Raw genomic sequence first — 26,950 nt, 5'->3', positions numbered from 1 at the left:
CCGAGTTACCGATCACGGCGCGGAGGAATGTGTCGATCAGCAGTGTGCGGGCCAGGGATCAGTCGGGTCCGTCCCCAGGTTCTTCCGCAGGCGGAGCTTGGTCATCCTGCTGGGGAGGAGCGAGGAAGACGACACCCCGGTCCAGATCGAGAGGGCCACCCGGGTCGTGTTCGCGACCGGGCGAGCCTTGGTCGCCCTCGTACTTGAGCTTGCGGCCTGGGAACAGTTCGCCGTGCGCGGCCATTTCCCCACCATACCGTGTTGCGGACCTACCGGTCCCGGAGCTGGCTGGCGCAGTGGTGAGAGCAAGGGAACTTTTCTTTCGGATGTGACAGAAAGGTTCCCTTGCTCGCGCGCCGCGACCGAGTCAGGTGCGCCAGGGTTGGGGAGGGCGGCAGTGCACGGCGACCACGTCACCTTCGAGCTGAGCGTCACCGGCGGTGTGTGGGATGACGAGCGTGTTGCCTCGGTGCACGGGAACTTCGCTGCCGTCGGCGCACCGGAGCAGGCCGTTGCCGTCGAGGGCGATGAGTACGCCGAAGGACGCTTCGAGATCGAGGCCGCCACGTGGATGCAGCCGGTCGGCGCGGAAGAAATCAGCGGCGTCGGGAGCGAGCAGCGATACCCGTGGTTCGTCGCGCCGTGCGGTGTGCTTGATCAACTGGGTGAGAGCGGTGTCGTCGAAACCCTTGCGGTTGACCGTGCGCAACGCGGTGTGGTGGTTCATGCCCAGGAAGGCGCTTTCAGCGTCGGCGAGGAAGCCCTGCCACTCGAGCGTGACCGAGAAGTCGGTGGGTTGTTGGAGTTCGACGATGAACACGCCCGCGCCGATCGCGTGCGGGGTTCCGGCGGGAACGTGCACGGTGTCGCCGGGTTGGACCGGGATCCGGTTGAGCGAGTCGAGCATGGCCGCTGAATCCTGGGTGGCGACCCAGTGGTCGACGGTTTCGGATGCCACGTCGGAACGGAAGCCGAGGTACACGACGGGGTCGGGTCCGCTGGTGCCGACGACGATCCACGCTTCGGTCTTGCCGAAGCGGGATCCGAGGTTCTGCTGGGCGAAGGTGTCGCTCGGATGGCAGTGCACCGGGAGTCGCTGGCCGGCATCGAGCAGCTTGACCAGCAGCGCGGTGTTCTCGCCGAATTCGTCGACGTGGTCGAGCCCGAGCCACTCCGCCGGTTGTGCGGAGATCGCCTCGCGCAGCAACCGTCCGTCGGGGAGCCGGGACAGGCCGGCTTCTGCCTGCCCGAACCGGGTGGTGGTGGAGGCCACCCAGTCCTCGGGGCCGAAATCGCCGTCGTCCTCCACACCGCGCAGGGCGGCGATGGCGGCACCGCCCCGGTAGAACTGCTGCGGCTGGTTGGCCGCGAGCACCGTCGGTGCCGGTGTCGCGACGGAATCGGACTGAACCTGGTGGACAGGTGTCACGGTTTTGCCTCCCCGGAACCACGCGGCACGAGCCGCGTGGGTAGGACCTGGCGGCGCGGCGGCGTGGTGTCGCCGTCGAGCCGCGCGAACAACAGTTCCGCCGCACTGCACCCCAGAGCTCGGGTGTCGTGGGTGATCACGGTGATCGGCGGATCGAGTAGATCGGCGAGTTCGAAATCGTCGAAACCCACCAGTGCCGGGCGGTGGGACTTGCCGGACAGCGTCCGCAGCGCGTGCACCGTGATCCGGTTGTTGCCGGTCACGAATGCCGTCGCGCGGTCGAGCAGCCCGTCGATACCAGCGGCGACGGAATCAGCGCTGGGTGCTCCCATCACGACGAGGTCGGGGTCGAACGCCACTCCTGCCTGGGCGCAGCCTTCTCGGAAGCCCCGGAGCCGCTCGTCGGCGGTGTGAATCCCGGGAGAGTCGCCGAGGAATGCGATCGCGCGGTGACCGTGTGCGGCGAGGTGTCGCACTGCCAGCGCGGTGCCACCGCTGTTGTCGATCAGGACCGCGTCCGCGTCCATATTTCCGGCCGGGCGGTCGACGAAGACGACGGGTGTGCCGGAGTTGTTCTCGGCCGCGAGATATCCGTGCTGGTCACCTGCGGGGACGATCAGCAGCCCGTCCACTCGGCGCGCGCAGAATTCCAGCGCCAGCTCGCGTTCGCGAGCGGGGTTTCCGTCCGACGAGCCGGCCAACACCCGGCTTCCGCGTGCGCGGGCGACTTCTTCGGCCGCGCGGGTCAGCACCGAGTAGAAGGGGTTGGCGAGGTCTTCCAGCACCAGGCCCAACGTCGCCGTCTTCGAACCCCGGCGCAGGTTGCGTGCGTCGAGGTTGCGTCGAAATCCGAGTTGTTCGATCGCGGTGTGTACGCGAACGGCGGTTTCCCGCTGGACGCCGCCTTCGTTGTTCACGACTCGCGAGACCGTCTTGGTGCTGACACCGGCCAACCGGGCCACATCGCTCATCGTGGCCCGCCGGGCATTCTCGGACAACGTTGTCATGATGTCCGCGATTGGATCGCGACGCAGTGCTCGGTGTCAATACTGGTGGTAAAAGGGCTGAACTGAGGCGTCGTCACGTGCCTTGGGCGATTTACCGGTGCTCGGGGTGACAACGTTGTCTGCCGGCGCGGCGCTGTCGTCAGGGTGCCGGCCGGAACCAGTCCGGGCGGACGGCAGCTTCCGGCGGGGAGGTGTGCCGCGCGTGGTCCGGGCATCGAACGGAAGTTCCTCGTCGGCGACGACGGGCCCGCCGGTACGTGGTCGCGAGGTGCCCATCACACCGGCTGCCGGTGCGATCGGCGCCTCGGGCACACTGCGGAGGACGAGGCGATGTCGACGCCGGTTTGGCGCCGTGAACGAAGAGGGTGGATCGTGCCGCGTACGTATGCAGGTTGGTTCCGGTTGGTCGCGGTGGCCGAGGCGTTGTCGTGGATCGGTTTGCTGATCGCGATGGTCTTCAAGTACGGGTTCGACATGCCGCTGGCGGTCACGATCTTCGGTTCGATCCACGGCGGAGTGTTCGTCGTCTACGTGCTCGCGTGCCTGGCCCTCTTCTGGCCGTTGCGCTGGAGCTTGAGCGTGCTCGCGCTCGCGTTGATCTCGTCGGTGCCCCCGCTGGGCTCGGTCGTATTCGACGTCTGGGCCAACCGGCGTGGCCACATGAGCCGTGACTCGGTGGAGCCCTCCGTCGCCGAGCAGGTGGCGGGGACTCGCGGCTGAACCGACCCGCGCCCGCTGCAGCGGCCTGCGTTGGTCGCACCGGCGTGCGCGGGAGGGGACCGACCGCCAGGACGGCCGAGTGCTTCCCTCCCGCTCGGGGGCTCGCTCAGAAGTCGCCGGCCGCGTGCCGGACCTTGCCGAGCAGTTCGTTGAGTTGCTGGGTCTGCCGTTCGGTCACCCCGCGCAGTCCGAAGTCGATCTCGTTGACCGCCTCGGTGGCCTTCTCCATCTGGTCCCGGCCGCCTTCGGTGATCTGGACGAGCGTGGTCCGGCGGTCGGTCGGATGCGGGACCCGCTGGACCAGCCCGTCCTGCTCCAAGCGGTCGACGATGTTGGTGACGCTGGTGGGATGTAGCTGCAGCCGGTCGCCCATGACGCGCATCGGTAGGCTTCCGCGTTGCGAGAAGGTGAGCAGCACCAGTGCCTCGTAGCGCGCGAAGGTCAGGTTGTGCGGGCGCAGCGCGGTGTCGACGGCGGACTGGAGGATCTGCTGGACGCGCATCACGCTGGTTACCGCAGCCATGGTGGTTGACGGGCCGATCCGCTCCGACCAGAGTTCGGCTGCACGTGCGATGGGGTCGAAAGGCAGCGGACTTCGGGCGCTCATGGTGATTGACGCTAGCAGCGGGTACTCGTTTGGTGGTGACAGCCGTGCCCCTCGGCGCCGTCGCGATGATGCGAGGCGTTCCGAGCCTTCTGTGGTGCTGGTGGGGCCGGTAACTCGATAGGTAAGGAGTTGTGCAGTGCTGCTGGCGTTCAGCGTGGCACCGAGCGGTGCCGGTGACAGTGACAGCGTGAGCGAGGCGGTCGCGACTGCCGTGCGCGTCGTGCGCGAATCGGGGTTGCCACACGAGACGACGTCGATGTTCACGACCATCGAGGGAGAGTGGGACGAGGTCATGGACGTCGTGCGGCAGGCGACCGAGGCCGTGTCGGAGCGCTCGCCCCGGACGAGTTTGGTGATCAAGGCCGACATCCGTCCCGGGCACACCGGCCAGCTGGACGAGAAGGTGCGGCGCGTCGAGGAGCAGTTGGCCGAAGACTGAGCGACCGCGCGAAAAGCCGGAGGCGCGATCTGGGCGCCTCCGGCTTTCTCAACTCGCGCGGTGTCAGCCCTTCACGGAGGGGTGGTCCACGACGGGGGCGTTGACGCACTCGTTCGTCTGCGGCGACAGAACGGGAACGACGATCCCGACCACGGCACCGACGTTGTTGCCGCAGAGCTGCACCGGCACGGCGCTGATGTTGTTGTCGTCCAGCAGGTTGACGCCGTCGTTGTCGGCGCTGTCGGCGAACGCGGTGGAGCCCATCGTCACGATGCCGAGGGCGGCTGCGCCGGCGACTCCGGCAACACGGGTTGCAATACGCACTGTCTGTAACCTCTCGTCGAACTTCGGGCAGGGGGGCCTCGCGAAGAGGCCTCCACGGGCTCGCAGCGAGATGGTGATCTCGTCGCGGGCTCGGTGACTGTTTCGACGATCAAGGTCGCGAAACCTGAGGACTTTCCGCTGATGCCACCCTTTCGAGTTGCTTCTGCCACCTGTTCGAGTGGCTCAAGGTTGGTTGTTGCCCCTGTCGGATCGGACCGGGCGGGAACGATCGGCGGATACCTGCTCGCGCACCCCGACTTGATCGGACGCCCGTACACCACGCACCTCGCCCGGCGTGTCAGGATGGAGGTGTGACGAGGCCCGATCCACGCCAGAACGCAGCAATGTCCGCCTCGATGGCGGGCGCAGTCGACCTGTCGGCGCTCAAGAACAAGGCGGACACGACCCCCGACCAGGCAGGCCCTTCGGCCCCTGCCGAAGGAGGGAGCCCCGCCGGCTCCGCGAATCCGTCGGTCGTCGACGTCACCGAATCCACGTTCCAGGCAGAGGTCATCGACCGCTCGATGCAGGTGCCGGTCGTGGTGGACCTGTGGGCCACCTGGTGCGGCCCCTGCAAGCAGCTCTCCCCGGTCCTCGAACGCCTCGCCGCCGAAAGCGGCGGAACCTGGGTGCTCGCCAAGATCGACGTGGACGCCAACCAGCGGATCGCACAGCTTTTCCAGGTCCAGTCCGTGCCCACGGTGATCGCCGTCGCAGGTGGGCAGCCGGTGGAAGCGTTCGCGGGTGCCCAGCCGGAACCGCAGATCCGGCAGTGGATCACTTCGCTGCTGGACGGCCTGCGCGACCAGCTCCCCGGAATCAACGCCGCCGAGCAGGCGGCCGGTGCCGAGGAAGAGGCCGAAGAAGAGCCCGAGGACCCTCGGTTCACCGCGGCGGAGGAGGCCCTCGGCAACGGTGACTACGAAGCCGCCGAGCAGGCGTACCTCCGGATCCTCGAAGCGGAGCCGGACAACGAGCAGGCGAAGGCGGCCCTCGCACAGGTCCGGTTCACGGCTCGGGCGGAGAACGCCGATCCGACGGCCATCGAGCGGGCGAACGCCGCTCCGGAGGACGTGGACGCTCAGATCGCGGCGTCGGATGCCGAACTCGCCGTCCAACAGGTGGAAGAGGCGTTCAACCGCCTGGTGCGCACGGTGAAGCTGTCCTCCGGTGACGACCGGAACCGGGTTCGCGAACATCTGGTCGCCATGTTCGAGCTCTTCCCCGAGAATGACCAGCGCGTCCTCGCGGCGCGCCGAGGACTGGCGAACGCCTTGTTCTGAGTACGCTGATCATGACTGAAACGGCCCCTTCCCACGGCGGGAAGGGGCCGTTCGTGTCGTCCCGGACGTTCGAGGTGGAACTCAGCCCGAGTATTTGGTGGTGCACTGGCCGGATCCTGTCTGGAAGCCGATCCGGAACGCTTCCACGCGGGCGAATCCGGCAGGAACCTGCTCACCCCGCACGTTGGCGGCGATCAAGCTGTCCTCACCGAGCATGGCGGCCACTCCCTCGTCGATGTCGCCGGGTGCGACGCGGAGCTTGCCGACGGGGTTGCGCCGTCCGATGGGGTCTTCGACCAGCAGCCCGCTCCAGGAACCGACCAGGCATGCCGTGCGCAGGCCTGCCGCGTCGTCGTCCAACGACATGCCTGCGGCATCCTGCACCGACAGCACGTACCGAGACGCGACCTGCGCGTACGCGGCGAAATCGCCGTAGCCCTTGCCGCCCTTCTCCGGTGCTTCGGCGATTTCCTGGAGCTCGTCGAGGTCCAGCGACACCGCATTGCTCTCCGGGCAATAGGTGGCCGGAGAGGTGGTCGAGGTGTTGTCGCAGCCGGTGGTTCCGGTCCTGATCGACGGTGGCTCGGCGCCGGAGTCGTGGAAGACCTGGCGGAGGCTCCGCTCGACGGCGGCGAGGTGCTTTTCGCTCACGGGCAGGTCGGATTCCTGCTCGTCCTTCCAGAACTGGAACTGGGTGGTGCGCTCCTTGACTTCGTCGGCGTCCATTTCGGCGCATCGTCGCGGCCCGGAGCTGAACCCGTGTTGGAAAGCGGTGATCCGGTCGAAGGCGCTGCCGTGCGCGTCGTTGCCGGTGAAGTCGCTGTGCCCCGGTACGTCCCGGACGTAGTTGAGCACGCTCATGACCTGGTTGAGGCCGTCACCGGTGGAGAGCCTGAAGTGTTCGGACGATCCTTCGGCGACGTGGCGGTAGTAGGCACCGGTGAAGCAGTCCGCCTGCTGTTCCAGGACGATGACCGGGTCGTCGGCCTTGGCGGTTTTGGCCCGGTGCTGGACGGCGTGGCCCATCTCGTGGGCGATGACGGTGACGACTGCCATCGGGCCGAAGCTCTTGTCGAGTTTGGGCAGGAGCTCGGCCCGGTCCCAGGCGATGGTGTCTTCGGGCGGGCAGTAGAAGGCGTTGGCCAGGCGGGCGGTGTTCGTTCCGCACAGGTCTGTTCCGCGGCCGCGCGAGTCGAACGAAACGAGTCGCTTCACCGGTTTGAAGTCCGCGTCGTCGAATGTTTCCGGGAACGCTTCCTTCCAGTAGGTCTGGACGTCGTCGACCGCGTCGCGGGCGAGTCCGTCCATCTCACCGTGGTCGGTGCCCGCCACGCGGAGTTTCGATTCGGGTGCGCCGTCCTTCGGGCCGCTGGGACCGTTGGTCGCGGGTAGCCCCGCGACTTCGGTCGTGGAGTAGCTCCCGAGGGTGGTGGGGATTCCGCTGATCGCTTGGGAACAGCCGCCGACGAGTGAGACGGAGACGATCGCGGCGACCGCTGTACTCGTGATCCGCTTGCGTCGACGGCTGCCTGTCGATACCGCTACCACTGCCGTGTCCATCCTGCTGAAGGTTCGCCATCGCTGCTGGCGAGTCCGCTCGCTCGTTTCGCCCCGAACCGGTGTCGGGAAGCAGCCTATCGGGTGGATTCGAGTGGCAGGAGGGATCGGTGTTGTTCACGCGGGGTGGCCGGGTGCGGTGGGTGTCGGGATCCCGCAGGCCCGGTGGCCGCCCCCGTACCCGGCGCGGAACGCGGTGACCCGGTCGAAGCCGCTGAGCTCGTTGGCTCCTTCGCCGTCGCGGGAGGCTTGATCACTGGACAGGAGGACGCTGATCGTCTCGTCGAGGTCGCCGGGGGACAGCGATCCGGCGCGGGAGGCGGTGTAGGACCCGGTCAGGCAGGTGGCCCGTTCACCCGCGGTGGGCCCGATGGTGGGCTGGTTCAGGTCGGCGAGCGCGGCGAGGGCGAACCGGGAGGCCAGCAGGGTCGGTCCCGCCTGGTCCCCGATGTCGTAGTTGGTCTCGGCGAGTCGGCCGCGGTCGACGGTGATGGCGGGAGGTCGCGCGCAGTAGGCGACCGGTCGGGCCGGGCAGGTGGTCGACGAGGGGTCGATCCCGGGGGTTTGCCAGTGTCCGCCGACGCGCTCCACGATTTCGGCGAAGTACGAGTCGATGTCGTGGGCCGCGTCGAGCTGGGCGCGTTCGGTTTCATCGCCGGTGGGGCGGGGGTTCGCCGCGGCCACGTCCGAGCAGGTGCCGGGGCCGTGCCGGTAGCCGTCCTGGAAGGCGGTGACCCGGTCGAACGCGGTCCCGTGGGCGTCGGTGGCGCTCTGCCCGGAGGTGATCGGGTCGCGGAAGACGATGAGCGCGCGGAGGGCGTCGTCGAGTTGTGGCTCGGTGATGTGCAGGCGCGCGGAGTTCCCGTCGGCGACCCAGCGGGTGAACGCGCCGGCGTGGCAGTCGGCGGAGGCCTCGATTCGGGCCGGTTTCCCGCGGTCGGTCCCGGAGCGCTGCTGCACGGCGTGTCCGATTTCGTGGGCGAGGACGATGGCCACGGCTGTTTCGCCGTAGCGTTCGCGCAGCACGGGTAGCAGGGCGGTCCGGTCCCAGGCGATGGCGTCGACGGACGCGCAGTAGTAGGCGTTGCCTTCGACGGTGCTCGTCGACGTGGAGCAGGGCGGTGCGCTGCCTGGGCTCGTGGTGTCCACCGAGAAGAAGCCGCCGTCGAGCTCCTGCCATGGTTCGCCGAACGTTTCGGGGAACGCCGTTGTCCAGTAGTGCTGCACGTCGGTGACGACAGTGGCGGCGAGCCGGTCGATTCCGGAGTGGTCGGTGCCGTGCAGGAATCCGGGGTCTTCGGCCCGGCCGGTCACGATGCCGGGTTCGCCGCTGCCGGGAATTCCGCTGCCGGGGGGTTCGCTGCTGGGGGGTTCGCTGCTGGGGGGTTCGCTGTCGGATGTGCACGCGACCGGTGTGGACACGAGCAGTACGGAGCAGATGATCGTCGTCATGATTCGCCGCACATCCACGTGACCAGCTTCGCATCGCTCATGGTGGAGCGGGGCGCGGCGTCGGCTCTCGTTCCGGTGGGCGGCGCGATAGTGTTCGCACGCGTGAGAGCCGTCCACCGCTTCACCGTTCGAGCCCATTTGCCGGAGCCGCTGGCCGCGTTGGGGACGCTGGCGACCAACCTGCGTTGGACCTGGCATCCACCCACTCAGGACCTGTTCGCGGCGGTTGATCCCGAGCTGTGGTCGGAGGTGGGAGCTGACCCCCTCCGGCTGTTGGCCGAAGTGCCCGCGGAGCGGTTGAGCCGGTTGGCCGACGACGAGGACTTCCTCGCCCGCACCCGCGCAGTCGATGACGATTTGCGCCGCTATCTCACGGTGCCGCGCTGGTACCAGCAGCGCCAGGCCGAGGGCAACGGGTTGCCGGATGCGGTCGCGTACTTCTCGATGGAGTTCGGGGTGGCCGAGGCGTTGCCGAACTATTCGGGTGGTCTGGGGGTGTTGGCCGGGGATCACCTGAAGTCGGCGTCGGATCTCGGGGTGCCGATGATCGGTGTGGGGTTGCTCTACCGGTCCGGTTATTTCCGTCAGACGTTGTCGACGGAGGGGTGGCAGGTCGAGCACTATCCGGTGCTCGATCCGCGCGGGTTGCCGCTGGAGACGCTGATCGATGCATCCGGGGAGCCGTTGCTGGTCCGGGTGGCGATGCCCGCGGGGCGCACGCTGCTCGCGCGGGTGTGGAAGGCGCAGGTCGGGCGGGTTCCGTTGCTGTTGCTGGATACGGACCTGCCGGACAACGAGGAAGATCTGCGCGGTACGACGGACCGGCTCTACGGGGGAGACGCCGACCACCGCATCCGCCAGGAGATCCTCGCCGGTGTGGGCGGGGTGCGGGCGGTGCGCGCCTACTGCGAGCTGACCGGTCATCCGGAGCCCGAGGTGTTTCACACCAACGAGGGACACGCGGGTTATCTCGGGCTGGAGCGGATCCGGGAGTTGCGGGAGCAGCAGGGCCTGCAGTTCGACGAGGCGGTGGTGGCCGTCCGGGCGGGGACGGTGTTCACCACGCACACGCCGGTTCCGGCCGGAATCGACCGCTTCCCGGTGGATCTGGTTCGGCACTACTTCGACGACGCGTCGTCGCCCGCGTTGCTGCCCGGAGTGCCGACGGATCGGGTGGTGGCGCTGGGGGCCGAGGAGAAGCCGGGCATCTTCAACATGGCGCACATGGGATTTCGGCTGGCGCAGCGGGCCAACGGTGTTTCGGAGCTGCACGGTGAGGTCAGCCGGAAGATGTTCAGCGCGTTGTGGCCCGGTTTCGGGGTGGAGGAGGTGCCGATCGGTTCGGTCACCAATGGTGTGCACGGTCCGAGTTGGTCGGCGCGCGAGCTGGGCAAGCTCCTGGGCGAGTCCGAGATGGACAGCAACGCCGGGTTGCGCGGGATGGAGCCGGTCAGCGATCCGTTGCTGTGGGAGTTGCGGTGTTCGTTGCGGCAGCGGCTGGTCGGTGAGGTGCGGCGCCGGTTGCGGCAGGCCTGGCTGGCGCGTGGTGCCTCGGACCTGGAGCTGGGGTGGTGCGATTCGGTGTTCGATCCGGATGTGCTGACGATCGGTTTCGCCCGGCGGGTTCCGACTTACAAGCGGTTGACGTTGATGTTGCGGGACACCGAGCGGCTGCGCGAGCTGCTGTTGGACGCGGACCGTCCGGTGCAGGTGGTGGTGGCGGGCAAGTCGCATCCGGCGGACGAGGGTGGCAAGGCGATGATCCAGAAGATCATCGAGTTCGCCGATCAGGCCGACGTGCGGCACCGCATCGTGTTCCTGCCGGATTACGACATGGCGCTGGCCCGCTACCTGGTTTCGGGCTGCGACGTGTGGTTGAACAATCCGGTGCGGCCGCTGGAGGCGTGCGGGACGTCGGGGATGAAGGCGGCGCTCAACGGCGGTTTGAACCTGTCGGTGCGGGACGGCTGGTGGGACGAGATGTTCGACGGTGCGAACGGTTGGGCGATCCCGAACGCCAGTGGGGTGACCGACCCGAGCCGCCGGGACGATCTGGAGGCGGCGGCGCTGTACGAGTTGATCTCGACGCGGGTGGCGCCGATGTTCTACGAGCGCAATGCCGACGGTGTTCCGGGCAAGTGGATGTCGATGGTGCGGCACACGTTGGCCACGCTCGGCCCGCAGGTGCAGTCCTCACGGATGGTCCGGGAGTACGTCGACCAGCACTACGCGCCGGCCGCGAGGTCGGAGCGCGCGTTGGCGGAGGACGGTTTCAGGGGCGCGAAGGAGGTCGCTGATTACCGCATCCGGTTGCAGGCCGCGTGGACGTGGGTGCGGGTGAGCGACACGGAGATGGTGGTCGCCGATGGTGGCACCCCGTTGCTGGGTGGTGAGGTGACGGTGCGTGCCCGGGTGGATCTGGCCGGGCTGGATCCGGACGACGTGAACGTCGAGGTCGTGGTGGGTCGGGTGAACGATTCCGACGAGTTGTACGACTTCGTGGCGGAGTCGATGCGGCCGGTGGACGAGGGGCGTTATGAGGTGCGGGTGACGTTGCCGCACGCGGGCCCTGCCGGTTACACGGTGCGGGTGCTGCCGAAGCATCCGTTGTTGTCCGGTCCGGCCGAGCTCGGCAAAGTGGTGTTGGCCGGGGGATGAGTGGCGGTCCCGCCGGGTTCGAAATACAGCTGAATCGTAGAGTGGACCGTTTTCCCCACAATTGGCGAAAACGGTCCACTCTACTCCTGAAAGAGTCCGGGCAGGTATTTGTTCGCCGCCGGCGAAACGAGTGCTGCCCCGCGGGGGTTACCGTTGTTCCGGCACCGTGGCGGGACCCCCGTGGAAGGGTTCGACCTTGACCAGGGTGACCGTCATGGTGCCTCCGCGCGGCAAGGTGTACTCGCGTTCTTCGCCTTCTCGCGCGCCGAGCAGGGCCAGACCGAGCGGGGAGTCGGGCGAGGTGATCTCCAGGTCCCTGTGGTGTTCGGCCGCGCGCGTGGCCAGCAGGAAGCTTTCGGTTTCCGGGTCGTCGGCGTAGCGGACGGTCACGACCATGCCCGGCTCGACGATGCCGTCGTCCGCTGGGCAGCTGCCCACCCGGGCGGTGCGCAGCAGATCTTCGAGCTGCCGGATCCGCATCTTCTGCCATTGCCGCTCATCGAGGTCGATGTCGTCGCCCTCGTCGCGGTGTTGACCGCGGGATGCGCGATTCGAGAGAAGCTGGCTCAACTCCTCGGAAAGGCTCTCGTAACCCTCCTGTGTCAGCCATGTCAAGGTAGAGCTGCTCATGACCACCACTCCTCGAATACAACGGTTCCTACCTGGAAGGGAAGTGGACTCGGATTGTGTTTCTATACGAAAGAACACGGCCCGAGTCAGACCGTGCGATATTTGAAGGGTAGCACGGTATTCGTTTTTGGCAATGAGGAATTACGCACTGTGATGACAATTGTTGAAAGGGCTTTGGCTACCGCTGAAAGTGTTCTCTTTCAGCGCCTTCGGGGGTCTGGTTCGGCGGTCCGCTGGCTGCGTGGCAGGGGCTCGGCGGCCGGTCAGGCCACCGACAGGCGCTCGCGGGTGGTTCGGACTCGTGGCCACCAGGCGGCCAGCTCCTCCGCGTGGGCGAGGGCGTCCCGGGCGGCCGTGTTGTCGTGCCGCATCATGTGCGCGCGGGCGAGCGTGGCGTAGTCGTCGGCCCTCGACAGCGGCGAGGTGCCGTGGTCGGCGCCGATCGCGGCCAGTCGGGCGGCTTCGTCGGCGTCGCCTTCGAGCAGTGCGAGCAGGCCGCGGGTGCCGCTGAGTTCGAACGCGGGGAAGCCGAGGTCGATCGAGTCGTCCAGTGCTCTGCGGGCCATCGGCAGTAGGTCGTCCGGAGGTAGTTGGCCGGCTTCCACGGCGGCGAATCCGAGGCCGGCGAGTCCGGCGAGCGTGTAGGACATCTCGCGAGGAGGAATGTCCGAATTGGAAATTTGGTCAACGAGTAGTAGTACCGCCTGCGCGTACTCGCCGCGCGCCTCCAGCATCGTCACGCGACAGGAAGTGGTCGCGTTGAGCTCCGGATGCTCGGCGATCAGCTCGTCGACGTGGGCCTGGGCCCGCTCGATGTCGCCGTCGCGCAGCGCCTCGTGCGCTCGGGCGGCAACAGGTCCTGCGCAGAACTCCGTGCGCTTGGGTTCCGGCATCCTGGGCAAGCCGAACAGCAGCCATCCGGTGGAGGTCGCCATCGGCACGCGACGCGGCCACAGCTTGTAGAGCATCAACGGGGTCGCCGCGATCGCGAAGCCGCGTCCGAACGCGCCGTCGAGCAGCAGCCAGCCGAACAGTACGAGCCCGATGCCGGTGAGCGCGGAGGCCGCGCCCGCCAGCCAGCAGCGCAGGATCACCGGTTTGCGCCACGGTCCGATCTCCGAGCCGAGCGTGACCGGCAGTGCCCGCACGGTGAGTGTCACCCGGCCGAACCGCCAGGCGCCGAGTCGTCGCATCGAGCCGAGGACGACGTGTCGGACGCGAAGGCCGAACAGCAACGCGCCCGCGAGCAACCCGAGTTGGGTGATCATCGGCAGCAGGATCACACCGGCCAGTGCACCCAGCGTGGCCAGGCAGAACCCGCTGAAGCCGCTGCCTGCGACGGTCTCGGAAACGCCGGTGGCCAGCAGTCCCAGCAGGGTGATGGCCATCCAGGGGCGGAAGGATCGACGCAGCGTTCGCACGAGGACCAGACCCTACGGGACGCCCGCCGAGTCGAGGTGCGGTTTGGGGCGACCGTTCCGGGAAAGGGATGTGGAACACGCCCGCCGCGGGGCGAGTTTCCTTGCCCGCACGTCACGCGCTGTGGCAGAAAGGTCGAGTGCTCGCACAGTGCGGTGTCGGGTGAGGGCAGGGGAACTTTCCGAGAATGGCGTGGGAGGAAGGTTCCCTTGCTCGCCCTGCGGAGCCGCCGACTTCACCGGGTGATCACGGTCCGTGTCGAATCGAGTGCGTGTGGTGCTGGGAGGCTGCCTCGGAGGGTGTACCCGGGCGGATGCTCCCCACCGCTCCCGCGGGTGGGCGGCAACGGGCAGAATGGCCGCCGGAGGGGACCTGCCCGCGACCTGCGGCGGTCCTGCGCGGAGAAACCGTGGCGCGACGGCTGGAGGTAGACGTGGACGACCTGGTCATCCGGATGGATGGGGTCGGTGTCCGGCGCGGCGAGACCACCCTGGTCGAGGATGTGAGCTGGGCGGTCGAGCTGGACGAGCGCTGGGTGGTGCTGGGCCCCAACGGCGCGGGCAAGTCGACGCTGTTGAAGATGGCGGCCGCCGAGCTGCACCCCTCGGAGGGAACCGTCGACGTGCTCGACGAGCGCCTCGGCCGCACCAACGTGTTCGAGCTGCGTCCGCGGATCGGCCTGTCGTCGGCAGCGCACGCGGCGCGGATTCCCGGCGAGGAGATCGTCCGGGACGTCGTGATCAGTGCGGGCTATTCGGTCGTCGGCCGGTGGCGCGAAGAGTACGACGAGATGGACACGGAGCGGGCGGCAGAGCTGCTCGACCTGCTGGGGATCGGGCACCTGGCCGACCGGCGGTTCGCGACGCTGTCGGAGGGCGAGCGCAAGCGCGTGACGATCACTCGGGCGCTGATGACCGACCCGGAGCTGCTGCTGCTCGACGAGCCGGCGGCTGGGCTCGACCTGGGTGGCAGGGAGGACCTGGTCGCGAGGCTCTCGGCACTGGCGATGGATCCGGACGCCCCGGCGTCGGTGCTGGTGACCCACCACGTGGAGGAGATCCCGCCGGGCTTCACCCACGCTCTGCTGCTGCGCGATGGCGCCGTGGTCGCGCAGGGTCTGTTGGACGACGTGGTCACCGAGGACAATCTCTCCAAGACGTTCGACCAGGACCTGGAGCTGCGGCGCGACGGTGACCGCTTCTTCGCGCGCAGGCGCGGCTGACGGTGGTCGCGCGCCCGAGTGCCGGTGGTCCGGTCGTTGAGACGGAGAACACTGCTCGCCCGTTGTGACGCGCGATAACCTGCCGCGCAAGCGCAGTTCGACGAGGAGGTTGCGGCGTGGGTGAATTCGTCAGGCTCGAAGTGGATGGCGCGATCGGGATCATCCGGTTGGAACGGCCTCCGATGAATGCTTTGAACCGGCAGATCGAGCGGGAGCTGCGGGCCGTGGCCGAGGAGGCCACCGATCGAGCCGACGTCCGCGCGGTGATCGTGTACGGCGGCGAGAAGGTCTTCGCGGCGGGTGCCGACATCAAGGAGATGGCGGACAAGTCGTATGCGGAGATGGCGGCCAAGGAGCAGAACGGCCTGCAGGCCGCGATGAGCGCGGTGGCCGCGATCCCGAAGCCGACGGTGGCCGCGATCACCGGCTATGCGCTCGGTGGTGGTTTCGAGTTGGCGCTGACCTGTGACCGGCGCATCGTGGGCGACAACGTGAAGGTCGGGCAGCCGGAGGTGCTGCTGGGTGTGATCCCCGGTGCGGGTGGTACGCAGCGGTTGGCGCGCCTTGTCGGTCCGAGCAAGGCCAAGGACATCGTCTACACCGGCCGCTTCGTCAAGGCGGAGGAGGCGTTGTCGCTGGGTCTGGTCGACGAGGTCGTCGCACCGGACGATGTCTACGCGGCCGCTCTGCGGTGGGCCGAGCAGTTCGCCAACGGCCCGGCCAGGGCGCTGGCCGCGGCGAAGGCGGCCATCGACGGTGGTCTCGACGTGGATCTCGACAGCGGCCTGAAGCAGGAGACCCACCTGTTCACCGGCTTGTTCGCCACCGAGGACCAGAAGATCGGGATGCGTTCGTTCCTGGAGAACGGGCCGGGCAAGGCGGAGTTCACGGGCGAGTGACGGTGGCCGGGTGCGTCCTGGGTGGTTGACTGCTCACCGCGTGCGGTGATCCGTGAGCGCTGCTACCCACGAGGTACTCCGGATCGTTCGATGTTGCCGAGCGGATGTCCGGCAACATCAGTGTGGGGTGCGACGGGTCCGTCGCACCCCACCTCTTTTTCGCGGTTTCCTCCTGCTGAACCTGATGCAGGGCGGGGTGGTCGAGCGGCGGCGGGCACCGATCTCTCGCCGTGAATTGTCGAGGTGGTGTTGCGCAACGCCGGGTCGCTGGATCTGTCGGTACACGGCCGGGTCGGTGATGCCGAGCGCACCCCGTACGGTTCCGGACGGGGATTCAAACCGTCGGATTCCCGGTGTTCCTGACCGCGGTTCGGAAGGGTTTGTCACGTGTCCTACGCGTTCGATGTCGAGGACGTGGCGTTCTTGCGTTCGCGGGACGGTCGGCAGGCCGTTGCCGAGCTGGCGGGCAGGCCGCTGACGGCGGCTTCGCGGCTGGCCGATGCCGGTGCGGCCCGCGAGCTGGCCGGTGCGCGATTCGCCGCGGCCGCACTGGAAACCGCCGTCCTCAAAGGACGGTCGATGTCCAAGTTGGACCTCGGAGCGGACTGGTTGTTGACCGCTGACGGTTTGCAGCAGGCGACGGCGAGCCCGGTTGCCCGGCATCGTGCTCGCAGGTTGGCCGGGCGTGCCGTGCACGATGTGACCTGCTCGATCGGCGCGGACCTCCACGAGATCGCCGCGGTGGCGGAGCGTTGCGTCGGTTCCGATCTGGATCCGGTGCGGCTGTTGATGGCGCGGCACAACCTCGCGGTGGGCGATCGGTCGGCCGCGCTGGTGCGCGCGGACGCGTTGCGGCCGGTGACTGCGGGGACGGCCGTGCTGGCCGATCCGGCGAGGCGGGACTCGGCGGGACGGCGACGTTGGAACCCGGCCGATCTGGTGCCACCGCTGGACGAGCTGCTCGACGTGTATGCCGGGCGGGACCTGGTGGTCAAGTGCGCACCGGGCCTGGATTTCGAACTGGTTCCGGAGCAGGCGGAGGTCGAGGTCGTATCGCTGGCCGGGCAGGTGCGGGAAGCATCGATGTGGCTGGGGGAGTTGGCCGGCTCGGCGCGGCGGCGCGCGACGGTGATCGGCGCGGACGAGTCACAGTGGACGATCACGGATGCGGAGCCGGACGACTGTCCCGTCGGCGAGGTGGGGCAGTGGATCGTCGATCCGGATGGCGCGGTGGTCCGGGCGGGTCTCGTCCGCCACTACGCGGCGAGGCACGGGTTGGGTCAGCTCGACCACCGGATCGCTTACCTCACCGGGGATTCGCCGCCGCCGGGCGTGCGTGCGTTTCGGGTGTTGGAGCACGGCAGGTTCAGCGAGAAGTCGCTGCGCGCGCTGTTGCGCAAGCACGAGGTGGGGCGGCTGGAAATCATGGTGCGCGGTGTCGGGGTCGACCCGGACGCGCTGCGCAAGCGGCTCAAGCTCAAGGGTTCGGGCGAGGCGACCGTCGTGCTGACCCGGATCGGTGAGGTGTCCTGGGCGTTCCTCTGTCGCGCTGAGCGATTCTGAGCGTTCGTCGAGCGGTCCCGGGTGTGGGCCTCAGGCTCGGCGGGACGAAGGCCGGCGATGACGACCAGCGAGTTCGGTGTCCGGGATGATGCCGGTTCTGGCGTCCTTGTTGGGGTGTCGATCGCGTCGATCGGCTACCTGGTGTTCGCATACGCGATCGGGATGATCGTCGGCGGCCCGTGCTGACGTTCGGTTTGTTGAGGGTGTCGCGCAAGGACGCGCTGCTGATTCTGGTCGGCGTCTACGTCGTCGGTCAGAGCTTGGGCGCGTTGGCCACCGGGTGCGAGATGATGTTCGTTACGTGGGTCGTGACGGGTGTCGCCTCGTCGGCCTTCTTCGGTGTCGCGCTCGCGACCTGCGCGGACCTCGTGGGGCCTGACCTGCGCGGTCGGGCTTCGTCCATCGTGCTCGGCGGCTTGCTCGGTCTCGCCTCTCCGCTGTGGGTAGGAGCGGGCCTGGCCCTACTCGCGCTGATCAGCTTGTTGCCCTTCCTGCGGGAGCCGAAGGTGATTTCGGCTGTCCCCGTCTACGCCGACCAGTCGACGTGACCGATGCCTCCGGTGCCCCACGGGTGGATCTCGCTGCTCGTTCGCGATGGGGCGTGGTCGAACGTGCCCGAGGTCGCCGCGAGATCGCCCGGTGTGGACCGTCGCCGCATCGCCCGAAAAAGTGAGCGCGTAGCCCGGGATTCCGCTGCTACGGTGGCTCGTGTGTGATGCCTGCGAGGAGACCAGACGTGATGAGTGACGACGACATCTCCGGGTGAGCCCCGATCTTCGGGTAGCCCGGGAAGTGATCAGCCACCGGAAGGCGCGCGGAAGCGCTGCCGCTGTGGCCGGTTCGTCGTTCTCTTTCACTGATCTCTGTTCGCAGCCGGGCGGCTCCGCTGCGCCCGCTTCACATTTCCCGAGGATTTCGCATGTCCGATGCGTCCATCATCTGTTCCAACCTCTCCTTTTCGTGGCCGGACGACACCCCGGTCTTCGAGGGCTTGTCGTTCACCGTCGGCGGCGGGCGCACGGGTCTCGTCGCGCCGAACGGTGCCGGTAAGAGCACGCTGCTCAAGTTGATCGCAGGCGAGTACCAGCCTGGCGACGGGAGCACGTCGGTGGAAGGCGTGCTCGGTTACCTCCCGCAGAGCCTGCCGTACCTCGGCGACCCGACGGTGGCCGAAGTGCTGGGGGTCGCCCCCGTGCTCCGCGCGCTGGTCGCCGTCGAGTCGGGGGACGCGAGCGAAGAGCACTTCGCAGCGATCGGTAATGAGTGGGACATCGAGGAACGCACCCGCGCCCAGCTGGGTCGGCTCGGTCTCGGGGACATGTCCTTCACCCGACGGCTGCACACCCTCAGTGGTGGCCAGGTGGTCTCGCTCGGTCTGGTCGCGCAGCTGCTGAAGCGCCCAGACGTGCTGCTGCTCGACGAGCCGAGCAACAACCTCGATCTTGACGCCCGTCGCAGGCTTCGGGAGGTGCTCGACGACTGGAACGGGTGCCTGTTGCTGGTCAGCCATGACCGGGCGCTGCTGGACCGGGTGGACCGGGTCGCCGAACTGGGCCGCGACGAGGTCCGGTTCCACGGCGGGAACTTCACCGACTACGAGCGGTCCGTACGAGCCGAGCGTGAGGTCGCCGAGAAGAACGTCCGCAGCGCCGAGCAGGAGGTCAAGCGGGAGAAGCGGGAGATGCAGCAGGCCCGCGAACGGGCGGCGCGCCGGGCGGGGAACGCGGCCCGCAACATCGACAAAGCGGGCCTGCCGAAGATCGTTGCCGGGGCGATGAAGCGGCGTGCCCAGGAGTCGGCGGGCAAGTCGGACGATGTGCACGCCGCGCGGGTCGGCGACGCCAGGGCTCGGCTGGACGAGGCCGAGCGGACGCTGCGCGACGAGCAGAAGATCGCGTTGGACTTGCCAGGCACCCACGTTCCGGTCGGGCGCACGGTGTTCCACGGCGAGCGGGTGCGGGTTCGGCGCGATGATCGGGATGTTTTCGCCGCAGGCGGTGTCGACCTGGCGGTCCGCGGGCCGGAGCGGATCGCGCTGACCGGTCCCAACGGGGCGGGCAAGTCCACCCTGCTGCGGGCGGTCAGCGGTGATCTGGAGCCGGACGGCGGTGGGATCAAGCGGGTCGACGGCCGCATCGCCTACTTGTCCCAGCGGCTGGATCTGTTGGACCCGGGCCGCACCGTGGCGCAGAGTCTGGCCGCGTTCGCACCCGGGATGCCGGAGACGCGGCGGATGCACCTGCTGGCCCGCTTCCTGTTCCAGGGGTCTCGGATGCATCTCCCGATCGGGGCACTTTCCGGGGGTGAGCGGTTGCGCGCGACCCTGGCCTGCGTCCTGTCCGCCGAACCGGCGCCGCAACTGCTGTTGCTGGACGAGCCGACCAACAACCTGGATCTGGTCAGCATCGAGCAGTTGGAGAGCGCATTGGGCGCGTACCGGGGTGCGTTCGTGGTGGTCAGCCACGACGAGCGGTTCCTGGCGAACATCGGGGTGAATCGGTGGCTGCGGCTCGCGGAGGGGCGGTTGCTGGAGACCGGGGCACCTGCCGGTGAGTGAGTCCGGTCCGGATGCGGGAGGCGGGCTGGGAACCAGCGCCGAGGACACCGGCCACTCGGCCCGCGACCGGGCGGTGCACCGGCCGGAAACCGCGAAAAACGTTGGACGGGGAGAGCAGCATCACCCCACAATTCACCGGCCGGTGCGGCTCGATGCCGTTCCGGCCGGAAGGCTTCATTATCCTGGACGGAGTATGGGTACGTCATCTTCGGGATCGCCGCTGGCCGCGTTGCGGGATCGCCTTCCAGACCTGATGCCGCAGGACCAGCGGCGCTTGCGTCGCCGGATCGACGGCGCGCGCAAGATCCGCGATCCGCACGCCCTGGAATCGGTGGCCGCCGAGATCGGCACCGATGTCGAGGCCGCCGAGATCCGGATCGAGCAACGCCGTGCCGCCGTGCCGAAGATCGAATACCCCGAGGTTCTACCGGTCAGCCGGCGCCGGGACGATCTGCTCGACACGATCCGGGACAACCAGGTCGTGATCGTGGCCGGTGAGACCGGCTCCGGCAAGACCACCCAGATCCCGAAGATGTGCCTCGAACTGGGGCGCGGCGTGCAGGGCGTGATCGGGCACACCCAGCCGCGCAGGCTCGCGGCCCGCACGGTGGCCGAGCGCGTCGCCGAGGAACTAGACACCGAACTCGGCAGCGCCGTCGGCTACCAGGTGCGGTTCACCGACCGCTCCGGTGACGACACGTTGGTCAAGCTGATGACCGACGGCATCCTGCTCGCCGAGATCCAGCGTGACCGGCTGCTGCGCCAGTACGACACGATCATCATCGACGAGGCCCACGAACGCAGCCTGAACATCGACTTTCTGCTGGGGTATCTCAAGCAGCTGCTGCCGCGCAGGCCCGACCTGAAGCTGATCATCACCTCGGCGACCATCGACCCGGACAGGTTCTCCCGGCATTTCGAGGACGCGCCGATCGTGGAGGTCTCCGGCCGGACCTATCCGGTCGAGGTCCGGTACCGGCCGCTGGTCGACGACTCCGATCCGGACGAGGACGTCGAACGCGACCAGACCCAGGCCATCTGCGACGCCGTCGACGAGCTGTCGGTCGAAGGCACCGGCGACATCCTCGTGTTCCTCAGCGGCGAGCGGGAGATCCGCGACACCGCCGACGCCCTCAACCAGCAGAACCTGCGCAACACCGAGGTGCTGCCGCTGTACGCGCGGTTGTCGACCGCCGAGCAGAACCGGGCGTTCAAAACGCACGCGTGGCGGCGCATCGTGCTGGCCACCAACGTCGCCGAAACGTCGTTGACCGTGCCGGGCATCAAGTACGTCATCGATCCGGGTACGGCGCGGATCTCCCGTTACAGCTTCCGCACCAAGGTGCAGCGGCTGCCGATCGAACCGATCTCGCAGGCTTCGGCGAACCAGCGCAAAGGGCGCTGCGGTCGAGTGTCCGAGGGCATCTGCGTCCGGCTGTACTCCGAACAGGACTTCGAGGCGCGGCCCGAGTTCACCGACCCGGAAATTCTGCGCACCAACCTGGCCTCGGTCATCCTGCAGATGACGTCGCTGGGCCTGGGCGAGATCGAATCGTTCCCGTTCCTGGAGCCACCGGATCGCAGGCAGATCACCGACGGCATCAACCTGCTGCACGAGCTGGGCGCGATCGACCCGGCCAAGAAGGACACCAGCAAGCGGCTGACGAAGATCGGTGGCAAGCTCGCGCAGTTGCCGATCGACCCCAGGCTGGCGCGCATGGTGCTGGAGGCCGAGCGCAACGGCTGCGTGCGGGAACTGCTGGTGCTCGCCGCCGCACTGTCTATTCAGGACCCGAGGGAACGTCCCACCGACAAGCAGCAGGCCGCAGGCGAAAAGCATGCGCGATTCACCGACAAGGAATCGGATTTCCTGGCCTACCTGAACCTGTGGCAGTACGTGCGGGAACAGCAGCGGGACCTCTCGGCGAACCAGTTCCGCAAGCTGTGCAAGGCGGAATTCCTGAACTACCTGCGTGTGCGCGAGTGGCAGGACCTCTACGGGCAACTGCGCCAGATGGTGAAGTCGATGGGCATGTCGCTCAACGACGAGCCTGCCGACCCGGCGCGGGTGCACCAGTCGCTGCTGGCGGGCCTGCTCTCGCACATCGGGCTCAAGGACACCGAGAAGAAGTCCGGCCAGTCCGGCAAGGGACCGGGCGAGTACGTGGGGGCGCGCAACGCCCGGTTCGCGGTGTTTCCCGGATCGTCGCTGTTCAAGAAACCACCGCGCTGGGTGATGGCGGCCGAACTCGTCGAGACCTCGCGGTTGTGGGCGCGGGTCGTCGCGCGGATCGAACCGGACTGGGTGGAGAACCTCGCGGGGCACCTCGTCAAGCGCAACTACAGCGAACCGCATTGGGAGAAGAACCGGGCGGCGGTGATGGCCTTCGAGAAGGTCACCCTCTACGGGGTTCCGCTGGTCGCCGCCCGCAAGGTCGCCTACGGGCGCATCGAACCGGAACTGTGTCGGGAGCTGTTCATCCGGCACGCGCTGGTGGAAGGCGACTGGGACACCGACCACGAGTTCTTCCACACCAACCGGGCGTTGCTGGCCGAGGTGGAAAACCTCGAACAGCGGGCCAGGCGGCGCGACATCCTCGTCGACGACGAGACTCTGTTCGAGTTCTACGACCAGCGGGTCGGCAGTGAAGTCGTGTCGGGGCAGCACTTCGACTCGTGGTGGAAGAAGGTGCGGCGGGAGCAGCCGGACCTGCTGAACTTCGAGAAGTCGATGCTGATCAACGAGGATTCGACGGCGATCAGCGACCAGGACTACCCGGACACCTGGCGGCAGAGCGGCCACCAGCTCGCACTGTCGTACCAGTTCGAACCGGGTTCGGATGCCGACGGTGTCACCGTCCACATCCCACTGCCGGTGCTCAACCAGATCGACGAGCGCGGCTTCGACTGGCAGATCCCCGGTTTGCGCGAAGAACTGGTGGTGTCGCTGATCAAGTCGCTGCCCAAGCAGATCCGTCGGAACTTCGTGCCCGCACCCGACTTCGCAAAGGCCGCGCTCGACCGGATCAGCCCCGAGCAGGGTGAGTTGCTGGGAGCCCTCGGCGAGCAGTTGCGGCGCATGACCGGCACCACGGTTCCGCCGGATGCGTGGGATCTCGACCGGGTTCCCGACCATCTGAAGGTGACGTTCCGGGTCATCGACGGCGACGGTGCGAAGCTCGCCGAAGCGGGCGAGCTCGCTCCGCTCAAGCGGCAGTTGAAGCCGGAACTGCGCGCCGAGATCTCGGCCGCCGCCAACGACATCGAGCAGAGCGGTCAGCGCACCTGGAACTTCGGGAATCTGCCCCAGACGTACGAGAACGAACGTGCCGGACACGCGGTCAAGGCGTATCCGTCCCTGGTGGACGAAGGCGAGAGCGTCGCGGTCCGCATGTTCGACACCGCCGAGGAACAGCGGCACGCACAGTGGCTCGGTACTCGGCGGCTGTTGCTGTTGAATCTGCCGTCACCGCTGAAGTCGCTGCAGCGCGGTATGAGCAGCAGCACCCGGTTGGTATTCGGCAGCAGCCCGCACGGCGAAGCGGCGGGCGTGTTCGACGACTGTCTCTCCTGCGCGGTGGACAAGCTCATCTCGCTGCACGGTGGTCCGGCGTGGACCGAAGCCGGGCACGCCGAGCTGGAGCGCAAGGCGCGGGCGCAGTACGGCAGCGCCGTCGCCAACACGGTGTCCAGAGTGGAGAAGGTGCTGCTCGCGGGACAGCGGGTCGATTCGGCGTTGTCGGAGGCCAGAAGGTCGTTGCCGCCGGAGGCGCTGGCCGACATCGACGACCAGCTGGCCGGTCTGCTGCATCCCGGTTTCGTGACCTCGACCGGGTGGGACCGGCTGCCCGACCTTGCCCGCTACCTGCGGGCCATCGAGCAGCGGCTCGACAAGATCACCACCCATCCGCAGCGCGACCAGGACTGGATGGATCAGGTGGCCGAGGTGCAGAACAGGTACTTCGACCTGATCGACGCGGTGCCGGACGGCAAACCGGTGAGCGAATCGTTGCGCCAGGTGGGATGGATGATCGAAGAGCTGCGGGTGAGCCTGTTCGCCCAGAACCTGGGCACGCCGCAGCCGGTGTCGACCAAGCGCATCCACCGAGCCATGGACAAGCTGTGATCGTGTTTCGTGTGGCGGCCTGCGCTACCGAGCTCGGCCGTTTCCGGCGTTTCCGCCGGTCTAGGTCACCGGGGAGACGGTGATGCCGAGAGCGCCGGGTCCGGTGTGCGCGCCGATGATCGCGCTCGTCTCGGCGAGAGTGGCGCGGCGCGTGTCCGGGAGTTGGTGCTGCAGTTCGGTGAGCACCTGCTTCGCCTGGTGCTCGAGATCGAAGTGCTCCACGCCGACGTCGACCGGTCCGTTGCCGGCTCGTTGGGCCGCGCTGGTGAGCGCTTTCTTCAGTGCGCGGTCCGGGCCGATTCCCTTGGTCAGTGGTTCGATCTTGCCGTTCTGCAGCATCAGGACCGGCTTGACGGACAGGGCTTGACCGAGAGCCGCCTGGACCCGGCTGACTCGACCGCCGCGTCGCAGGTATTCGAGGGTGTCCACGTAGACCAGCTGCGTGGTGCCGCGCAGTCGTGCGTCGAGCACGCTCATCACGCCTTGCACGGTCGCGTTGGTGGCGGCGACCTCGGCGGCGGCCATCACCGCGTAGCCGAGGCTGAGTCCGACGAGCTGCGAGTCGACGACGTAGACGGGAATGCCCATCTCGGACGCGGCGGCTCGGGCCGATTCGCAGGTCTTCGAGAGCCCCTCGGAGATGTGTACCGAGATGATCGCTTCGGCGCCGGCGGAGGCGGCGTCCATGTAGTTCCAGAAGAACGCCGGGCCGGGCGGTTCGGCGGTTCCGACGGGGGTGTCCGCGCGCATCGCCTCGGCGAGCTGGGCTTGCGGGACCCGGCGCTCGTCGTTGGGCTCGTCGCCGACGGTGAGTTCGAGCTGGACGATGCTGATGCCCAACCTTTCGGCGACGTCGACCGGGACGGACGCGGTCGAGTCGGTCACAATGGCGACGCGTTGACTCATGCGCTTCAGACTACTTTTCTGTGAATGTTTTTCGCACTGGTGTCCCGATTTTCGGGTGGGCTCGCCGCTGCGCGTCGCGAGTACGACCGAAAGATGTGGTGCCCGGGGGCGGCGACGAGGGCTCCGTGGTGAGTACCGTCACGTACGGAACCTTATTGCGCAGGGGATACTGGCAAGTAACATCGACAGTGGTTGGCGTCACTGTGCTATTCCCCAGGGTGCATGGCAAGGTCAACCTTCCCGGTGGGGATCCGGGGACACGAAGATTTCCGCAACAACAAGCCGTCGTCAGTCCGCAGGAGGTCGAAGAGGACCCATGAACATCGTCGTCCTGGTGAAGCAGGTGCCCGACACGTGGTCCGAGCGCAAGCTCTCTGACGCGGACCACACGCTCGACCGCGAGTCGGCGGACGCCGTGCTGGATGAGATCAATGAACGTGCGGTCGAGGAAGCGTTGCTGATCAAGGAGGCGCAGGGCGGCGAAGTCACCGTCGTGGCGATGGGTCCGGATCGAGCGACCGACGCGATTCGCAAGGCGCTGTCGATGGGCGCCGACAAGGCGATCCACCTCTCCGACGAGGCCCTGCACGGCTCCGACGCGGTCCAGACCGCCAAGGCGCTGGCGAAGGTCGTCGGGACCGTGGACTCGGTCGACCTGGTGATCGCGGGCAACGAGGCGACCGACGGTCGCGCCGGTGCCGTTCCCGCCATGCTGGCCGAGGCGCTCGGCATGCCGCAGCTCACCTACGCGCGCAAGGTCACCACCGATGGTTCGACCGTCCAGGTCGAGCGGGAGACCGACGCGGGGATCGTCAACGCCGAGGCGAACGTGCCCGCCGTGGTCTCGGTCACCGAGAAGATCAACGAGCCGCGCTACCCGTCCTTCAAGGGCATCATGGCGGCCAAGAAGAAGCCCGTGCAGGTCCTCACGATCGCCGACGCGGGCATCGAGCCGGGCGAGGTCGGTCTGGCCAATGCCGGGTCGAAGGTCGTCCAGTCCGCGCCGAAGCCGCCGAAGGCAGCGGGTCAGCGCGTGACCGACGAGGGTGCCGGTGGCACCCAGGTCGTCGAGTTCTTGGCCGGCCAGAAGCTCGTCTGAGGCACAGGGTTCACGAGGAGATATAAGACATGTCCGAGGTTTTGGTCCTCGTCGACCACGCCGGTGGCGAGGCGAAGAAGGTCACATTCGAGCTGCTGACCGCCGCACGTCGGATCGGTGAGCCCTCCGCAGTGGTGGTGGGCGAGCCCGGCACGGCAGGCAAGCTCAAGGACGCGTTGGCGTCCCACGGGGCGGAGAAGATCTACGCCGCCGAGTCCGCGGAGGCCACCGAGTTCCTGGTTACCCCGCAGGTGGACGTGTTGGCCTCGTTGGCCTCCACGGCTTCACCGGCAGCGGTGCTGATCCCGGCTTCCGTGGACGGCAAGGAGATCGCGGGTCGTCTCGCGCTCCGGCTCGGTTCCGGCCTGCTGTCCGAGGTCGTCGACATCGACGCCGACGCCGTCGGTTCGCACTCGCTGTTCGGCGGCACCTACGACGCGAAGGCACAGGTCGTCTCCGGCACGCCGGTCGTCACGGCCCTGCCGGGTGCGGTGGAAGCCGAGCAGACCCAGGGTGCCGGCGCCGAGGAATCCGTCGAGGTTCCCGCCGTCGACCCCGCGAAGAACGCCAAGGTCACCGGCCGCCAGCCGGTCGAGGGCGGGGACCGCCCCGAACTCACCGAGGCTTCCGTCGTGGTCTCCGGCGGTCGCGGTGTGGGCTCGGCCGAGAGCTTCGAGGTCGTCGAGAAGCTCGCCGACTCGCTCGGTGCCGCGGTCGGCGCTTCGCGTGCGGCCGTGGACTCCGGCTACTACCCGCACCAGTTCCAGGTCGGCCAGACCGGCAAGACGGTTTCGCCGCAGCTCTACATCGCGCTGGGCATCTCCGGTGCCATCCAGCACCGCGCCGGGATGCAGACGTCGAAGACGATCGTCGCGGTGAACAAGGACGCCGAGGCTCCGATCTTCGAGATCGCCGACTTCGGTGTCGTCGGTGACCTGTTCACCGTCGCGCCGCAGCTGACCGAAGAGGTCACCAAGCGCAAGTCCTGATCCGCCGGATCGGTTCGAGGGCGGGTCGCACTCCGGTGCGACCCGCCCTCGCGCGCGTGCGAAC

Annotated in this window: 23 protein-coding genes; 13 read left to right on the top strand and 10 right to left on the bottom strand. The window is 67.9% G+C overall.

Going from position 1 to position 26,950, the window contains the following annotated elements; translation table 11 throughout:
* Positions 1 to 58: 58 nt before the first annotated feature.
* The 3 genes from ACYVAN_RS02005 to ACYVAN_RS01995 form a co-directional block, all read right to left on the bottom strand.
* Positions 59 to 244, bottom strand: a complete 186-nt coding sequence (locus ACYVAN_RS02005; protein WP_460954942.1) for a hypothetical protein — start codon at positions 242 to 244, stop codon at positions 59 to 61.
* A gap of 123 nt (positions 245 to 367) precedes the next feature.
* Positions 368 to 1,429 carry a class I mannose-6-phosphate isomerase gene (locus ACYVAN_RS02000; RefSeq protein ID WP_460954940.1) on the bottom strand — a complete coding sequence of 354 codons (1,062 nt, stop codon included), beginning with the start codon at positions 1,427 to 1,429 and terminating at the stop codon, positions 368 to 370.
* A complete protein-coding gene (locus tag ACYVAN_RS01995) occupies positions 1,426 to 2,436 on the bottom strand; it encodes a LacI family DNA-binding transcriptional regulator (RefSeq protein WP_460954938.1) in 1,011 nt (336 codons plus the stop codon). The genes ACYVAN_RS02000 and ACYVAN_RS01995 overlap by 4 nt, the downstream gene beginning before the upstream one ends.
* Positions 2,437 to 2,808: 372 nt before the next feature.
* Here ACYVAN_RS01995 and ACYVAN_RS01990 point away from each other — a divergent pair, with 372 nt between their 5' ends.
* Entirely contained in the window at positions 2,809 to 3,156 is a 348-nt protein-coding gene (locus ACYVAN_RS01990) for a DUF3817 domain-containing protein (protein ID WP_460954936.1), read from the top strand.
* A 106-nt stretch (positions 3,157 to 3,262) separates the two neighbouring features.
* On the opposite strand, the gene ACYVAN_RS01985 is transcribed toward ACYVAN_RS01990, so the two are convergent.
* Positions 3,263 to 3,763, bottom strand: a complete 501-nt coding sequence (locus ACYVAN_RS01985; protein ID WP_460954934.1) for a MarR family winged helix-turn-helix transcriptional regulator — start codon at positions 3,761 to 3,763, stop codon at positions 3,263 to 3,265.
* A gap of 136 nt (positions 3,764 to 3,899) precedes the next feature.
* On the opposite strand from ACYVAN_RS01985, the gene ACYVAN_RS01980 reads away from it, so the two are divergent.
* A complete protein-coding gene (locus ACYVAN_RS01980; protein WP_460954932.1) occupies positions 3,900 to 4,202 on the top strand; it encodes an MTH1187 family thiamine-binding protein in 303 nt (100 codons plus the stop codon).
* A gap of 63 nt (positions 4,203 to 4,265) precedes the next feature.
* On the opposite strand, the gene ACYVAN_RS01975 is transcribed toward ACYVAN_RS01980, so the two are convergent.
* Positions 4,266 to 4,526, bottom strand: a complete 261-nt coding sequence (locus ACYVAN_RS01975; RefSeq protein WP_460954930.1) for a hypothetical protein — start codon at positions 4,524 to 4,526, stop codon at positions 4,266 to 4,268.
* 344 nt (positions 4,527 to 4,870) lie between these two features.
* On the opposite strand from ACYVAN_RS01975, the gene ACYVAN_RS01970 reads away from it, so the two are divergent.
* Entirely contained in the window at positions 4,871 to 5,809 is a 939-nt protein-coding gene (locus tag ACYVAN_RS01970) for a tetratricopeptide repeat protein (protein WP_460954928.1), read from the top strand.
* Between the two features lie 81 nt (positions 5,810 to 5,890).
* Here ACYVAN_RS01970 and ACYVAN_RS01965 read toward each other — a convergent pair whose 3' ends face one another.
* Both ACYVAN_RS01965 and ACYVAN_RS01960 read right to left on the bottom strand, forming a co-directional pair.
* Positions 5,891 to 7,369 (bottom strand): neutral zinc metallopeptidase, encoded by a 1,479-nt coding sequence (locus ACYVAN_RS01965; RefSeq protein WP_460954926.1) that lies wholly within the window; start codon positions 7,367 to 7,369, stop codon positions 5,891 to 5,893.
* Positions 7,370 to 7,483: 114 nt separating this feature from the next.
* On the bottom strand, positions 7,484 to 8,836 hold the full coding sequence (locus ACYVAN_RS01960) for a neutral zinc metallopeptidase (protein WP_460954924.1): 1,353 nt from the start codon (positions 8,834 to 8,836) through the stop codon (positions 7,484 to 7,486).
* 84 nt (positions 8,837 to 8,920) lie between these two features.
* On the opposite strand from ACYVAN_RS01960, the gene glgP reads away from it, so the two are divergent.
* Positions 8,921 to 11,476, top strand: coding sequence for an alpha-glucan family phosphorylase (glgP, locus tag ACYVAN_RS01955; RefSeq protein ID WP_460954922.1), 2,556 nt, complete (start codon positions 8,921 to 8,923; stop codon positions 11,474 to 11,476).
* Between the two features lie 147 nt (positions 11,477 to 11,623).
* Here glgP and ACYVAN_RS01950 read toward each other — a convergent pair whose 3' ends face one another.
* Together ACYVAN_RS01950 and ACYVAN_RS01945 are read right to left on the bottom strand one after the other, a co-directional pair.
* The gene (locus tag ACYVAN_RS01950; RefSeq protein WP_460954920.1) at positions 11,624 to 12,106 is read right to left on the bottom strand and encodes a GreA/GreB family elongation factor; all 483 of its coding nucleotides are present in this window, start codon (positions 12,104 to 12,106) and stop codon (positions 11,624 to 11,626) included.
* 263 nt (positions 12,107 to 12,369) lie between these two features.
* On the bottom strand, positions 12,370 to 13,527 hold the full coding sequence (locus ACYVAN_RS01945) for a tetratricopeptide repeat protein (protein ID WP_460954918.1): 1,158 nt from the start codon (positions 13,525 to 13,527) through the stop codon (positions 12,370 to 12,372).
* A gap of 407 nt (positions 13,528 to 13,934) precedes the next feature.
* On the opposite strand from ACYVAN_RS01945, the gene ACYVAN_RS01940 reads away from it, so the two are divergent.
* The 7 genes from ACYVAN_RS01940 to hrpA all read left to right on the top strand — a co-directional run bounded on the left by ACYVAN_RS01940 (position 13,935) and on the right by hrpA (position 23,892).
* Complete coding sequence (locus ACYVAN_RS01940; RefSeq protein WP_460954916.1) at positions 13,935 to 14,747, top strand: ABC transporter ATP-binding protein; 813 nt, start codon at positions 13,935 to 13,937, stop codon at positions 14,745 to 14,747.
* 116 nt (positions 14,748 to 14,863) lie between these two features.
* Entirely contained in the window at positions 14,864 to 15,646 is a 783-nt protein-coding gene (locus ACYVAN_RS01935; protein WP_460954914.1) for an enoyl-CoA hydratase/isomerase family protein, read from the top strand.
* 387 nt (positions 15,647 to 16,033) lie between these two features.
* Positions 16,034 to 17,209 (top strand): class I SAM-dependent methyltransferase, encoded by a 1,176-nt coding sequence (locus tag ACYVAN_RS01930; protein ID WP_460954912.1) that lies wholly within the window; start codon positions 16,034 to 16,036, stop codon positions 17,207 to 17,209.
* A gap of 57 nt (positions 17,210 to 17,266) precedes the next feature.
* Entirely contained in the window at positions 17,267 to 17,395 is a 129-nt protein-coding gene (locus ACYVAN_RS01925) for a hypothetical protein (protein WP_460954910.1), read from the top strand.
* Positions 17,396 to 17,412: 17 nt separating this feature from the next.
* Positions 17,413 to 17,757 carry a hypothetical protein gene (locus tag ACYVAN_RS01920; RefSeq protein WP_460954908.1) on the top strand — a complete coding sequence of 115 codons (345 nt, stop codon included), beginning with the start codon at positions 17,413 to 17,415 and terminating at the stop codon, positions 17,755 to 17,757.
* A gap of 371 nt (positions 17,758 to 18,128) precedes the next feature.
* Positions 18,129 to 19,766, top strand: a complete 1,638-nt coding sequence (locus tag ACYVAN_RS01915) for an ABC-F family ATP-binding cassette domain-containing protein (RefSeq protein ID WP_460954906.1) — start codon at positions 18,129 to 18,131, stop codon at positions 19,764 to 19,766.
* 193 nt (positions 19,767 to 19,959) lie between these two features.
* Positions 19,960 to 23,892, top strand: a complete 3,933-nt coding sequence (hrpA, locus tag ACYVAN_RS01910; protein ID WP_460954904.1) for an ATP-dependent RNA helicase HrpA — start codon at positions 19,960 to 19,962, stop codon at positions 23,890 to 23,892.
* A gap of 60 nt (positions 23,893 to 23,952) precedes the next feature.
* Here hrpA and ACYVAN_RS01905 read toward each other — a convergent pair whose 3' ends face one another.
* Complete coding sequence (locus tag ACYVAN_RS01905; RefSeq protein WP_460954902.1) at positions 23,953 to 24,798, bottom strand: DegV family protein; 846 nt, start codon at positions 24,796 to 24,798, stop codon at positions 23,953 to 23,955.
* Positions 24,799 to 25,114: 316 nt separating this feature from the next.
* On the opposite strand from ACYVAN_RS01905, the gene ACYVAN_RS01900 reads away from it, so the two are divergent.
* The gene (locus ACYVAN_RS01900) at positions 25,115 to 25,897 is read left to right on the top strand and encodes an electron transfer flavoprotein subunit beta/FixA family protein (protein WP_460954900.1); all 783 of its coding nucleotides are present in this window, start codon (positions 25,115 to 25,117) and stop codon (positions 25,895 to 25,897) included.
* Between the two features lie 29 nt (positions 25,898 to 25,926).
* On the top strand, positions 25,927 to 26,886 hold the full coding sequence (locus ACYVAN_RS01895) for an electron transfer flavoprotein subunit alpha/FixB family protein (protein WP_460954898.1): 960 nt from the start codon (positions 25,927 to 25,929) through the stop codon (positions 26,884 to 26,886).
* Positions 26,887 to 26,950: the final 64 nt, after the last annotated feature.

This window comes from Parasphingorhabdus pacifica (genome assembly GCF_054779195.1).
The sequence above is the reverse complement of the archived record's forward strand: the minus strand, read 5'-3'. Positions and strand labels throughout refer to the sequence as shown.